Origin of the sequence: Mesorhizobium sp. M1066, assembly GCF_040318635.1 — a bacterium.
GTDB lineage: Bacteria > Pseudomonadota > Alphaproteobacteria > Rhizobiales > Rhizobiaceae > Mesorhizobium.
Genome location: NZ_JAMYMR010000001.1, coordinates 457,103 through 470,304 on the forward strand (window position 1 = coordinate 457,103; position 13,202 = coordinate 470,304).

Annotated in this window: 8 protein-coding genes; 4 read left to right on the forward strand and 4 right to left on the reverse strand. The window is 63.5% G+C overall.

Features of this window, described 5'->3' with window-relative positions:
- Positions 1 to 111: 111 nt before the first annotated feature.
- The 4 genes from NKH52_RS02080 to NKH52_RS02095 form a co-directional block, all read right to left on the reverse strand.
- Positions 112 to 1,368 (reverse strand): Hsp70 family protein, encoded by a 1,257-nt coding sequence (locus NKH52_RS02080; protein WP_352728880.1) that lies wholly within the window; start codon positions 1,366 to 1,368, stop codon positions 112 to 114.
- 271 nt (positions 1,369 to 1,639) lie between these two features.
- Positions 1,640 to 2,431: a TIGR02186 family protein gene (locus NKH52_RS02085; protein WP_352728878.1), complete on the reverse strand. Its 792-nt coding sequence runs from the start codon at positions 2,429 to 2,431 to the stop codon at positions 1,640 to 1,642.
- A complete protein-coding gene (locus NKH52_RS02090) occupies positions 2,431 to 3,354 on the reverse strand; it encodes a sulfite exporter TauE/SafE family protein (RefSeq protein WP_023811359.1) in 924 nt (307 codons plus the stop codon). The genes NKH52_RS02085 and NKH52_RS02090 overlap by 1 nt, the downstream gene beginning before the upstream one ends.
- Before the next feature lie 192 nt (positions 3,355 to 3,546).
- Entirely contained in the window at positions 3,547 to 7,626 is a 4,080-nt protein-coding gene (locus NKH52_RS02095) for a peptidoglycan-binding protein (protein ID WP_352966506.1), read from the reverse strand.
- 453 nt (positions 7,627 to 8,079) lie between these two features.
- Between NKH52_RS02095 and NKH52_RS02100 the strand changes: the two genes are divergently transcribed.
- The 4 genes from NKH52_RS02100 to NKH52_RS02115 all read left to right on the forward strand — a co-directional run bounded on the left by NKH52_RS02100 (position 8,080) and on the right by NKH52_RS02115 (position 13,191).
- Positions 8,080 to 8,538, forward strand: coding sequence for a MerR family transcriptional regulator (locus tag NKH52_RS02100; RefSeq protein ID WP_128304373.1), 459 nt, complete (start codon positions 8,080 to 8,082; stop codon positions 8,536 to 8,538).
- Positions 8,539 to 8,846: 308 nt separating this feature from the next.
- A complete protein-coding gene (locus tag NKH52_RS02105) occupies positions 8,847 to 10,658 on the forward strand; it encodes an acyl-CoA dehydrogenase (RefSeq protein ID WP_352728874.1) in 1,812 nt (603 codons plus the stop codon).
- A gap of 121 nt (positions 10,659 to 10,779) precedes the next feature.
- Positions 10,780 to 11,949 carry an acyl-CoA dehydrogenase family protein gene (locus NKH52_RS02110; protein ID WP_352728872.1) on the forward strand — a complete coding sequence of 390 codons (1,170 nt, stop codon included), beginning with the start codon at positions 10,780 to 10,782 and terminating at the stop codon, positions 11,947 to 11,949.
- Positions 11,950 to 11,982: 33 nt separating this feature from the next.
- A complete protein-coding gene (locus tag NKH52_RS02115) occupies positions 11,983 to 13,191 on the forward strand; it encodes an acetyl-CoA C-acetyltransferase (RefSeq protein ID WP_127295300.1) in 1,209 nt (402 codons plus the stop codon).
- Positions 13,192 to 13,202 lie beyond the last annotated feature (11 nt).

Here is a 13,202-nt window from a genome sequence, read left to right on the forward strand (position 1 = left end):
CCGAGTCGAAAATGGCTGATGCCGAGAACCGGAGCGGAGCGTACTTAAAGTACGTGAGCACCGGAAGCGCAGCTACCAGGCCGGCATCACCTGAATATCAATGGACCCTGATCAGCCGAACTTCCGTTGGGCATCCAGCGCCAGCCCAAGTCCGACCGAGCCGAACATGTCGCCTTCGATGACGGACGCCTGCGGCACCAGCGACAGGATTTCTCGTCTGGCCAGCGGGATCGCGGTCGATCCGCCAGTCAGGAACACCGCGGTGATGTCGGATGGCTTCACCTGGGCGTCCCGCATGGTCTGCGCCACCGTTGCTGTGACACGCTCGATATCCCTGGCGATCGTGGCATCCAGCCCGTTGCGCGTGATTTCGGCGGCGAACTCCGCACCCGGCAGCTTCACCGCGACATCTGCGGACGATCTGTCGGTCAGCTGTATCTTGGCCTTCTCGACGAGAGCCGCCAGCGCGTGTCCGTAGCGGTGTTCGACGATGTGGATGAAACGGTCGACCAAGTCGGCGCGCTCGGCCTCGTAGCGGATCTGGCGCAGATGCGTCATCGCCTTGGCGGTGTAGACCAGGTTGATGCGCTGCCATGTCGCCAGATCGATGAAATAGCTTGCCGGCAGATTTCGCTTGCCGTCCTTGGTCGGCGTCAAATAGCCGAGTCGCGGCATGACATGGGCGATGCTCAGCAGGCGGTCGAAATCCGTACCGCCGATATGGACGCCCCGGCTGGCCAGGATGTCGTCCTTGCGGTCGAGCGACCGGGAGCGCTGCGGCGAGACGCGCACGATCGAGAAGTCCGACGTGCCGCCGCCCATATCGATAATCAGTGCCAGTTCCTCGCGTGTCACCTTCTGTTCGTAGTCGAGCGCCGCTGCGATCGGCTCGAACTGGAAAGCGATGTGCTTGAAGCCCTGGGCGCGCGCGGCGTTCTCGAGTTCGCTTTGCGCCTTCGCGTCGGCTTCCGTGTCGTCGTCGACGAATTGCACCGGCCGGCCAAGAACGACGGTCTCGACCGTATCGCCGGCATCTGCTTCCAGCTGTTTCTTGAGATGCCCGAGGAACAGGCCGACGATCTCCATGAAGCCGATCGACCGCGATTTGATGCGGGTCTTTTCATGGGCCAGCGAACTGCCGAGCACGCTCTTCAGAGAACGCATCAGCCGGCCTTCGACGCTGTCGGTGTAGTTGGCGATGGCGTGGCGGCCAAAGCAGGTGCGGTTGTCCTCGAAGTTGAAGAACACGGCACTGGGCAGCGTCACCTGGCCATCCTCAAGCACGACGAGCCGCGGCTGCCCGTTGCGGACCACGCCAACGGTGGAGTTCGAAGTCCCGAAGTCGATGCCGCCGAAGGCTGGTCGCATGACAAGTTCCTGTATTTGTCGTCGGCGAGCCGAGAGGCGCCATGAGAAATCGCGCGCTGCCCGGGGACGGGCTGCTCTGCCGAACCGAATTGTTTGTGTCTGCCATTTGGCTGGGGAGCGCGGTCTACCGCATGCCCCGGTAAAGGGAAACCACTTTTCGGGAAAAGTTCTGAAGTGCGTCGCGTTTGAGTGGATTCACGCGACGCACTTTAGATCTTTGATTCGATGCATGTCGTCTCCTAAAACCGGGGTCACTTTCGGGCGACATGCATTAATCCCGCCGGAAGATCAGCCTTCCGAGCCAGCCTGTCAGCATGGCCAGCGATATCGCGAAGACGCCATAGAGGAACGAATAATTGTGGGCGACACGGAAGATCGACTGTTCGAAACCGGATTTGCGGATTTCGAGCTGGGCCGAGCTTTCCTTGATGAACAGGCCGCTCTTGAACAGGAACGCGCGGGCTTTATGGGTTCCAACTGGCACATTTGGCGCCAGCCTCACTGTGGCGCGGAAAAGGTTCTGCGACAGGAATTGCACGCCGCCGACATTCTCACTGTAGAGGCCGGTCGCCGACTTGCGCTCACGCAGTGCCGCCGTGAACTCCTCGACCGTCGCCGGGCTATCGCCGGCATCTGCGGGCTGCATGTAGAGGTTGGAGGCGCCGAGCGACAGCTGCTTGTAGCTGTTGGGTTCGGTGATGTCCTGCAGCGGCCGCGTCGTCGCCACCGAATAGGAGACGGGCACGTTCTCGAAGGTCTCGGAGTCCAGATTGACCCAGACGCCGAGCACCCTGTCCTTGCGGCGCACCACCACCGGCTTGGGCGGGCCTTCGAGCACGACGATGACGTCGTAACGGCCCTGGCGCGCGACGAGTGGATCCGGGTTTTCCAGCGAACCGAAGATGGTCAGATCGGCCCCGGAAAAGCCGGCGGTGATCGAGACGTTGTCGGTGGAGAGCCCGATCTGGATGCCTTCGGTCAGCGGGACCTGTGCCTTCGCCGGCACGGCGGCCGCAAGCAGCGACAGGACAATAGCGGTTGCGAATGTGTTGCGAGCCCTCATCAGTTGAGGCCCGCGGCAGACAACGAATAGAGGTTGGGCGGGGTGACGAAAAGATCGATCGCCAATCGTATCGCCACCGCCAGCACCAGCAGCGCCAGCAAGGCCCTGAGCTGCTCGCCGCGCAGCCTCTGGCCTGCCTTGGCGCCGTACTGCGCACCGGCAACGCCGCCCGCCATCAGCAGGAAGGCCAGCACGACATCGACCGTCTGGTTGGTGGTGGCGTGGACCAGCGTCGTGTAGGCGGAGGTGAAGATGATCTGGAACAGCGAGGTGCCGATGACGACGTTGGTCGGCACTTTCAGCAGATAGATCAGTGCCGGCACCATGATGAAGCCGCCGCCGACGCCCATGATCGACGACAGGAAGCCGATGCCGGCGCCAAGGCCAAGTACGGGGATGACGCTGACGAACAGTTTTGATGCCCTGAAGCGCATCTTCAGCGGCAAGCGGTGGATCCAGTTGTGCTGGCCGGATTTCTTCAGCACCGGCGCCGCACCGCTGCGCGTGGCGCGCAGCGCATTGACGCTTTCGACCAGCATCAGCCCGCCGACGGTGCCGAGCAGCACGACGTAGAGCAGCGAGATGAACAGGTCGAGCTGGCCGAGCCTGCGCAGGAAGGCGAAGACGTAGATGCCGCCGGTGGAGCCGACAATGCCGCCGGCCAGCAACACCCCGCCGAGCTTGAAATCGAGCGTACCGCGCTTCATGTGCGAAAGGACGCCGGAGACGGAGGAGGCGATGACCTGGTTGGCGCCGGTGGCGACAGCGATCGCCGGGGGTATGTTGTAGAAGATCAACAGCGGCGTGATGAGGAAGCCGCCGCCGACGCCGAACATGCCCGACAGGAAACCCACCGCCGCGCCCATGGCCAGCAGGACGAAGATATTGACGGAAATTTCCGCGATCGGGAGATAGATGCCCACCCGTCAGTCTCGATCAGTTCTGCCTGTCGGCGAATGCAACCGTTGCGGGCATCTTGGACCGACAAGCCAATTCGTTCTTGCGCCGGAGGTGCTGCGAAGTCAAACCGCGCTACGCCGCCGAAACAAAAAACATCTCAATCAGTTAACAGGCGAATGTGTGGCAAGGGCGTCGTGGAAACGACGCCTCTGCCGTTATTTGCGCGCCAGCAGCGCCTTGACCAGTTTTTCATCGACTTCGCCGGTCGCCGGCATCTTGTTGTCGGTCTGGAAAGCCATGATCGCGGTCTTCGTCTTCTGGCCCATCTTGCCGTCGGCGCCGCCGGCGTCGTAGCCGTTCTTGTTGAGAATGCGCTGGATGTTCTGGACGGCTTTCTTCATGTCGATGCTGGCTGTCGTCTGCGGTGTGCCGTCCTGCCAGGATTCGGGAATGTCGGCCGAATTGGCCGCCGCATCCAGCGGCTTGGCCTTCCACAGTTCGGTCGCGGCGCGGGCGCGTTCGAGCTGCTCGGGCCGCAGCGCATTGGCGATCTCGTCACGCTTGGCCGCCGCATCCTTGTCGCCGGCCTTGGCGACGAGCGCGAACCATTTGTAGGATTCCTCGAGGTTCTGTTTGATGCCGACGCCCTTGGCGGCGAGGATGCCGAGATTGAACTGGCTGTCCTTGACGCCGACATCGGCCGCCGCCTGGAACCAGTGCGCGGCCGATTCATTGTCGGTCACGCCATCTGCCGCCATGGCGAACAGGACGGCCAGATTGTGCATGCCGCTGGCGTTGCCCTGTGCTGCGGCAAGCTGGTACCAGGTCTTCGCCTTCTTGATGTCGCGCGCGACGCCGATGCCCTTTTCGTAGAAATTTCCGATGCGGTATTCGGCCGGCGCGAAGCCGAGTTCCGCCGATTTCTCGTACCACTTGGCCGCTGCCGCCATGTCTTCCTTGACGCCGCGCGACTCGGCATAGCGCGAGCCGACCTCGAACAGCGCCTTGGCGTCGCCGCCGGCGGCGGCATCGCGCAAGGCGGGCGGGCCGGCGTCAGCGGGAATGTCGAACTTTGCCGTCGTCGCCGGCGAAGCGTCCACCGGCGGAACCGCGCCCGTGGTGTCCTTGGCGATGGTCGGCTCTGCCGCCATAGGCTGGATGCCGGTGTCGGTATCGGCAGCTTCCGGGGCAACCGGAACGGTCGAGGGCGGCGCAGCCGGGGCTGTTGTCTCGGACACCGCTGGGTTCGCATCGGCCGATGTGGCCAAGGCGACGGGCGCGGGAACCGGCTCGGCGGTCGGCGCGGCACCCATCGACGGCTCGACGCCTGACGGAGTGGCAATCATGCTTTGCGCGGCCATGTCGTCCTTGGTTGCCGGTGCGGACGGCTCGGCCTGTCTGACGGCATGGTCCGGCGCGCTTTCCACTGCCGCGGGCTGCGCATCCGTCTTTGGCTGGCTCGCGGCATCGAGCGAGGCGGTCTGCACCGGCTGCGACGCGACGATCGGCGCGATATCGTTGCTCGCCACCTGGGCCGGATCGGCGAAGAAGGCTTTGCCCAATTGGAGTGCGCCCAGCGCCAGCAGGATCGCGGTTGTCCCCATCAGGATCGGCTTGCGCCGTGCCTTGAGCAGGTCGCCGATCCGCAGCGCCTTCACCGGTCCGGTCACCGTCGACTGGCGCTTCAGCGCATCGGCCTCGGCGGCCGCGGCCTGCGCGGCGCGCCGGGCCGCGGCGATGAAATCCGATTTGGCGGCATCGGTGTCGCTGGGCTTGGCCGGCTGGCCGCGCTCGTCACGCACGCGCTTCATGATGGCATTGAGGTCAGGTGCGCCGGAGCCGGGCTCCAGCGGCCGGTTGGCCATTTTCGGATCGAGCGGCTCGTCGAGATCGACGCTCGGGATCGGGGCACTCGGCGCCGAGCCGGCCAGTGGCGGCATGTCCGCCTCCTTCTTGCCCTTGAAGGCGCGAGCCAGGCCACCGAACAACGACTTGCGGCCGCCTGCCTGTTCGCCTTTCTCGGCGATCGTGTCCGAACCGAGCGCGGCCATGGCAGCCGCCGCCGCAGCCTCGGCCGGCGTGCGCGTGCCGATACCAATACCCAGGTCGCCACGCGTACCCAAGTCGCTACGCGTACCCAGGTCGCCACGCGTACCCAGGTCGCCACGCGCACCCGGCTCGTTGCGCAGGATGGCGGCGGCGCGGCCATCGAGATCGGCCATGTCTCCAGTCAATGGCAGGGGCTGATCGATATCCATCGACGGTGCGTCGACGGCCATTTTGGGCCGCCGTGCGCCGCGCCAGTTGCTCGGCTCGGCCGGTGCCGCATCCAGCAATTCGCTCATCGCCTCGACCGGCTCGCCGGGTTCGAGCGAACCCAGCCGGTCGACGATCTTGAGCAACGTGTCGTGGATGGCCTCGAACGTTCTCGAATTGCGCTCGTCGGAGCGCCGCGTCAGCGTTTCAAGCGTCTTCAAATCCTGGGCGAGGCCAGAAACCGCGGTCGTATTGGCGCTCGAACCGGCCAGCGATTGCACTGCGTTCTCGGCCGCTTCGCGCGCCGCGCCAAGGATGGAATCGCGGGTTCCTGCGAGCGATTTTTCAATTTCGTTGAGACGCGGGCTGATGTCCTCGAATTCAGGCAGCGGGGTGCTGGGCTTGGAAAGATGAGCGGACAGGCCGGCAACCTGTGCTTCCAGGCTGCGGATCAGCGCCGGATCGATGCCGGCGACCTGTGCGGCCGATGCGTCCAGCCGGCTTGAAATGTCTTCGAGCCGGCTCTCCAGGCCGCGGATCGCGGCTTCGCCCGCGGGATCGGGTAGACGCGTCTCCATACGCTTGGCGAGTGCCGTAAAGCGGGCATCGATGGCTTCCATGATGCCGGCGCTGTCGACCTGCGGCATGCGCTGGTCGAGCCTGTCGGCAACCTCGTCCAGTCTGCGCTCGAGATCGCGGAACAGCATGTTGCCCTGTTCGATGGCGTCACCCTGGCGGCGTTCCATCATGCTCGACAGCACGTCGAAGCGTTGCTCCAGCCCATGGAAGATGTAGTCGGCGTCAGGCATGGCGGGTGCCTGGTCGATCTTGTCGGCGATGAGTGCGATCTGCTTGGCAAGGCGCTCCATCGCCTGTTCCGGCAGATTGGCGCGGCCGGCGAGTTCGTCGACCCGGCCCGACAGCGTGCTCAACCGGTCCATGACCGCGTTGCCCGGCCGGTCCTGCGCCACTTCCTCGATTTGGTTGGCAAGCGAGTCGATCCGCTTCTCGATGCGCTCGAAAGCCTCGTGGTCGAATGAATTGGCTTGCGCGGCGACCGTGGATGCAACGATGGCGCGGGAAATCTCGTCCAGCCGCTCGTCGATCATGCCAAGCGTGTCGCTGCCGCGATTGTCCTGCTGGCTGGCGAAATGGTCGACAGCGCCGGCAAGCGTGCGCACCTTCTCCTCCAGCGAGCGCAGCGACAACGATTCCGGCAAATTGTTGACGGCATTGCTGATCTGCTCCAGCCGGGCGGTCAGAGCGGACAGGCCCGGGTCGTCCGAGCGCTTGCGCTGGTCGGCGTCGACGCGGTCTTCGAACGCCGTCCAGCGGCGATCGAAATCGTCCCAGCGGCGGTCGACCTTCTGCACGCTCTCTTCGCGTGCCAGCGTTTCGAGTGCGGCTTTGACCTGTTCAAGCTCGAGCCGCAGCATGTTGACGCTTCTGTCGTCGCTCTTCTCGGCCAGGGTCTGGATGGCGCCCGAAAGCCGCTCGAACTCAAGGCCGAGTTCAGCGCTGCCCTTGGCCGAAGCACCGGGCCTTGCGCCTGACTGGAAAGCCCGCTCGATATCCTTGCGCAGCGCTTCGAATTCCCGCTGCAGACCTGCGGTCATCTGGTGGCGCAATTCCTCGCGCATGCCGCGCAATTCGCCGGCGATCTTGCCGACCATGGCAACGCCATCCTCCTGGCCGCGCACGCGATCGATATCGCGGGCAATGGCCTGGTAATTCTGCTCGAAAGCGGCGGCTCCCTGTAGCGGGCTCTTCGGACGCGGCGCGGGCTGGGGGTCCTCATACCAGCGCTGCTGGCCAGAGGGCCGGGCGGCGGGATAGCGCGCGTCGGCACCATATTGGCGGGGATCGGGTTGGCGCAGATCTGGTTGGCGGGGATCGGGACGTGCCATCGGATCCTCGCGCGTCCGCTCCAGCCGCTGCTCCAGCGTCTCCAGCGACTGGTTCAACTGCTCGAGCGTGGTCTGCGGCCTGCGCTGCCTGCCGGCATTGAGTGTATCGAGATAGGACCGCTTGCTGTTCATCGGTGCGTCCGTCTTTCAGAATGGCTGGCTCGCGGCCAGTTCCCCCAGGTCCCTATCGGAACGAAGGCGACCGGCGGCGATGCCGCGGCGGAAGACGAGCTTCCCGGGCTCTCGCCCGCGCTCCGAAAAACCGTGAAAAATTCGATACAGGATAAACACGGGTAGCCGACGCGCCCACATTTCCCCCAACGTGGTAAACAACGCGTTAACCAAACTTAAGAAATCGAAAGGATGTCGGCTGCTGGCCTGACGGTGCGGCATAAAGGGCGGCGCGCAGAACGCCCTTGCGTCATCATGCGGCAATCGGTATAGAATTGACGTAAACGTAAAAGGCGTATTGAGCGCATGTTGCGATTTGTTTGTTGAAACCACGACTGGAAGCAGGCCCCCGCTTCCAGTCAGGCGACGCACGGTCCGGGACCGCGACGCCACCAGACGGGGAAGCCAGTGACCATGAAGCTTATCTCGGCCGGCGAGACCGCGGCCAATACCAATATGTCTGCCGAAGCCGGCGAGGACCTCGTCCGCATCGGCGAGATGGCGAAGAAATATGGAGTGACGCTGCGCACGCTGCGTTTCTACGAAGACAAAGGCCTGCTCAACCCGCAGCGTGACGGATCGACCCGTCTCTACACGCGCCGCGACAAGGCCCGCCTCAAGCTGATCCTGCTTGGCCGCAAGGTTGGATTCTCGCTGCGCGATGTGAAGCAGATGATGGATCTCTACGATCCGACCGGTTCAAACACCAAGCAGCTCAAGCTCGCGCTGGACAAGTCGGAAAAGCAGCTTGCCCGCCTGCAGAAGCAAAAGGCGCTGATCGACGACGCCATCAACGAGCTGAGCGGCTCGATGTCGGCGGTGCGACAGATGCTGAGCGAGCGTTCGGCACCACAGGCGAGCGCCGCCAGCTAAAGCAATTCCGTCCGGAGTTGCGCCAGACACCAAGTCGTCTGCTGATTGTCCGAGTTCTGTCGAGCCGCGTGGCCTGCCACGCGGCTTTTCATTGTTCTGGCCCACTCCTATGGCCTTTCGGCGCTGGCTTGCGCAACGTCGCGCCGCTACGCTCATTGCTCCAGTGGATGGGGAATCTTGTCGCATCGAAAAAATTGACGTTTACGCAAACGTCAATTTTTGCTATCCCGCTCCCAACATGGGTCCGCATGCCGCCCCTGGCTTGTCTTCGGGGCATTCGGACCGGGTTTGCAGGGTGGAGAAAAAGCATGCCGACATACAGGGCTCCGGTCCAGGATACGCTGTTCGTGCTCAACGAGGTGTTGGGTTATCAGCGTTATTCGAACCTTCCCGGATTTGCCGACGCCACCCCCGATGTGCTCGAGGCGATCCTGGCCGAAGGCGCCAAGCTCGCCGAAAACGTCATGCATCCGCTGAACCGTGTCGGCGACATGGAAGGTTGTGTGCGTCACGATGATGGCTCGGTGACCACGCCGAAAGGCTTCAAGGAGGCCTTCGACCAGTACCGCGAGGGCGGCTGGATGGGATTGGCCGCACCCGTCGAGTTCGGCGGCCAGGGCCTGCCCTATGCCGTGCATACCGCCGTCGCCGAATATATGGTCTCGGCCAATATGTCCTTGATGATGTATCCGGGCCTGACGCAGGGGGCGATCGCCGCGATCATCACCCACGGCACCGACGAGCAGAAGGCAACATGGTTGCCGAGGATGATCGAGGGTGCCTGGACCGGCACCATGAACCTGACCGAGCCGCATTGCGGCACGGATCTCGGCCTGTTGCGCACCAAGGCGGTGCCGAACGGCGATGGCACCTATAAAATTTCAGGCCAGAAGATCTTCATCTCGGCCGGCGAACACGACATGTCGGACAACATCGTCCATCTGGTTCTGGCCCGCATCGAGGGCGCGCCGGAAGGCGTCAAGGGCATCTCGCTGTTCATCGTGCCGAAGCTCAAGCTCGACCCGTCGGGCAATCCGGGCGCCAGGAACACCGTCTCCTGCGGCTCGATCGAGGAGAAGATGGGCATCCATGGCAATTCGACCTGCGTCATGAACTATGACGAGGCTGAGGGCACGCTGCTCGGCGAGGCCAATGGCGGCCTGAAGGCGATGTTCACGATGATGAACGAGGCGCGCCTTGGTGTGGGCCTGCAGGGGCTGTCGCTGTCGGAGATCGCCTATCAGAACGCAGTTGCCTACGCCAAGGACCGCCTGCAGGGCCGCTCGTTGTCGGGGCCGAAGGCGCCGGACAAGAAGGCCGACCCGATCATCGTCCATCCCGACATCCGCCGCAGCCTGATGACCATGAAAGCCTTCAACGAGGCCGGCCGCGCGCTGGCGCTGTGGACGGCGATTAAGTCCGATATTGCCCACCGCTCCGGCGACGACAAGGACCGCCAGGCCGCTGACGATTACACCGGCCTGATGACACCGGTGGTCAAGGGCGTGCTCACGGACAAAGGGTTCGACCACGCCGTCATGGCGCAGCAGGTGTTCGGCGGTCACGGCTACATAGAAGAGCATGGCATGAGCCAGTTCGTGCGCGATGCCCGCATCGCCATGATCTATGAAGGCGCCAACGGCATCCAGGCGCTCGACCTCGTCGGCCGCAAGCTCGGCCTGAATGGCGGCCGCGCCGTGCAGGCCTTTTTCAAGGAGGTCGGCGAATTCTGCGAGGAGAACCGCGCTAACGAGAAGATGGCGCCGTTCACCAAGGCGTTGAAGAAAGGTCTCAACGATTTGCAGGCGGCGACCATGTGGCTGGTGCAGAACGGCATGGCCAGGCCCGACAATGCCGGTGCGGCCTCGACCGACTACATGCATCTCTTCGGCCTGGTCGCTCTGGGCTATATGTGGGCGCAGATGGCCAAGGTGGCGCTTGGCAAGACTGACGCCAATGGCGCGCAATCCTCTTATGAAAACAACGTGGCTTTCTACGACAACAAGGTCGTGACGGGGCGCTTCTTCATGGAGCGGATCATGCCGGAGACGTCGGCGCATCTCGCCCGCATTTCGAGCGGCGCCGACACATTGATGGCACTGCCGGCGGAAGCGTTCTAAAATTGATCCGCGTCCCCCTCCCCCTCGAGGGGAGGGTGGCCCGAAGGGCCGGGAGGGGTCGTTGCGGCAGTGCGCCGACTTCAGTTTCGATGATGCATCTCGGGAGGAGTATCATACCAGCATGACCAACCCAGCTGAAATCCTTGGCCTTCCGAAGCCCGCTTGGGCGGCGGACGAAGTCGGCATGCTCTACGACATGGCGCACCGCTTCATGTCGGAGGAGATCGCGCCGCGTTACGACGAGTTCGAAAAGAACGAGACGGTCGATCGCGAAAGCTGGCTGAAGGCCGGTGCCGCCGGCCTGCTCTGCGCCTCTATGCCGGAGGAGTATGGCGGCTCCGGCGGCACCTTCGCGCATGAGAGCGCCATCATCGAGGCCATCGGCCATGTCGGCGTCGACGGTTTCGGCATCGGCCTGCACAATTCGATCGTCGCCCCCTACATCCTCCACTACGGCTCCGAGGAGCAAAAGAAGAAATGGCTGCCGAAACTGGCGACCGGCGAGCTGATCGGCGCCATCGCCATGACCGAGCCCGGCGCCGGCTCCGACCTGCAGGGCGTCAAGACGCGGGCGCAGAAGGATGGCAATCAATACAAGATCAACGGTTCCAAGACCTTCATCACCAATGGGCAGCTTGCGAACTTCATCATCGTCGTCACCAAGACCGATCCGGAGAAGGGCGCCAAGGGCACCTCACTGATCGTCGTCGAGACCGACGAGGTCGAAGGTTTTCAGCGCGGCCGTAACCTCGACAAGATCGGGCTCAAGGCCAACGACACGTCGGAGCTGTTCTTCAACGACATGCGCGTGCCGACCTCCAACCTGCTCGGCCACGAGGAAGGGCAGGGCTTCGTACAGTTGATGCAGCAACTGCCGCAGGAGCGACTGCAGATCGGCACCGGCGCCATTGCGATGATCGAGCGGGCGCTGGCGCTGACTATTCGTTACGTCAAGGAGCGCAAGGCGTTCGGCAAGGCGATCGTCGATTTCCAGAACACCCAGTTCAAGCTGGCCGAACTCAAGACCGAGGCCACCATCGGCCGCGTCTTCTACAATGATTGCGTCACCCGCCACATCGCCGGCGGCCTCGATCCTGTGACCGCGTCGATGGCCAAGTACTGGCTCAGCGACCTGCAGGGAAAAGTCGTCGACGAATGCCTTCAACTGCATGGCGGCTATGGCTACATGAATGAATATCCGATCGCCCGCATGTTCCGCGACGCTCGCGTCCAGCGCATCTACGGCGGCACCAATGAGATCATGAAATTGCTGATCGGCCGCTCTCTCTGAGGGCAACGACCGGCAAACCCAAGGAGCAAGCAAATGGCTGAAGCTTATGTCTATGACGCTGTGCGCACACCGCGCGGCAAGGGCAAGAAGGACGGATCGCTGCACGAGGTGCCGGCGGTGCGGCTTGCCGCCAAGACGCTCGAGGCGCTGCGCGACCGCAATGGGCTCGACACCGGCAATGTCGATGACATCATCTTCGGCTGCGTCGATCCGGTCGGCGAAGCCGGCTCGGTCATTCCGCGCGCCGCCGCCTTCGAGGCCGGCTACGACACCAAGGCGCCCGGCATGCAGATCTCACGCTTCTGCGCTTCCGGGCTCGACGCCATCAATTTCGGCGCCGCCAAGATCGCGCAGGGCGCCGATGAGATCGTCATTGCCGGCGGCGTCGAATCGATGTCGCGTGTCGGCATGGGCGCCTCGGGCGGCGCCTGGTTCATGGATCCTTCGGTCGGCCTGCCCGGCTGGTTCGTGCCGCAAGGCATCTCGGCCGACCTGATCGCCACCAAATACGGCTTCAGCAGAGACGACGTCGACGCCTATGCGGTCGAGAGCCAGAAGCGCGCCGCCAAATCCTGGGCCGATGGCCGCTTCAAGAATTCCGTCGTCCCGATCAAGGACCAGAACGGCCTGACTATCCTCGACCATGACGAACATATGCGCCCGTCCACCGACATGCAGTCGCTGGCCTCGCTCAACCCGTCCTTCGTCATGCCAGGCGAAATGGGCGGCTTCGATGCCGTCGCCGTGCAGAAGCATCCCGAGGTGGAAGAGGTCAATCACGTCCATCATGCCGGCAATTCGTCCGGCATCGTCGACGGCGCCGCCGCCGTGCTGCTCGGTTCGAAGAAGGCGGGCAAGGCGATGGGGCTGAAGCCGCGCGCCCGCATCCGCACCTTCGCCAATATCGGCTCCGAGCCGGTGCTGATGCTGACCGGCCCGGTCGACGTCACCGAGAAGCTGTTGAAGCGCGCCAAGATGAAGCTCTCGGACATCGACCTGTTCGAGCTCAACGAAGCCTTCGCTTCGGTGGTGCTGCGCTACATGCAGGCGTTCGACATCGATCACGACAAGATCAATGTCAATGGCGGTGCTATCGCTATGGGTCATCCGCTCGGCGCCACCGGCGCGATGATCTTCGGCACGGTGCTGGACGAACTCGAGCGCCGCGATCTCAACACCGCTCTGGTGACGCTGTGCATCGGCGCTGGCATGGGAACCGCAACCATCATCGAACGCGTCTGACGGGGAGAGAA

Coding starts and splice junctions, on each gene's coding strand:
- NKH52_RS02080 (WP_352728880.1), bottom strand. CDS start 1,368: ATGCGACCAGCCTTCGGCGGCATCGACTTCGGGACTTCGAACTCCACC.
- NKH52_RS02110 (WP_352728872.1), top strand. CDS start 10,780: ATGACCAACCCAGCTGAAATCCTTGGCCTTCCGAAGCCCGCTTGGGCG.
- NKH52_RS02085 (WP_352728878.1), bottom strand. CDS start 2,431: ATGAGGGCTCGCAACACATTCGCAACCGCTATTGTCCTGTCGCTGCTT.
- NKH52_RS02115 (WP_127295300.1), top strand. CDS start 11,983: ATGGCTGAAGCTTATGTCTATGACGCTGTGCGCACACCGCGCGGCAAG.
- NKH52_RS02105 (WP_352728874.1), top strand. CDS start 8,847: ATGCCGACATACAGGGCTCCGGTCCAGGATACGCTGTTCGTGCTCAAC.
- NKH52_RS02095 (WP_352966506.1), bottom strand. CDS start 7,626: ATGAACAGCAAGCGGTCCTATCTCGATACACTCAATGCCGGCAGGCAG.
- NKH52_RS02100 (WP_128304373.1), top strand. CDS start 8,080: ATGAAGCTTATCTCGGCCGGCGAGACCGCGGCCAATACCAATATGTCT.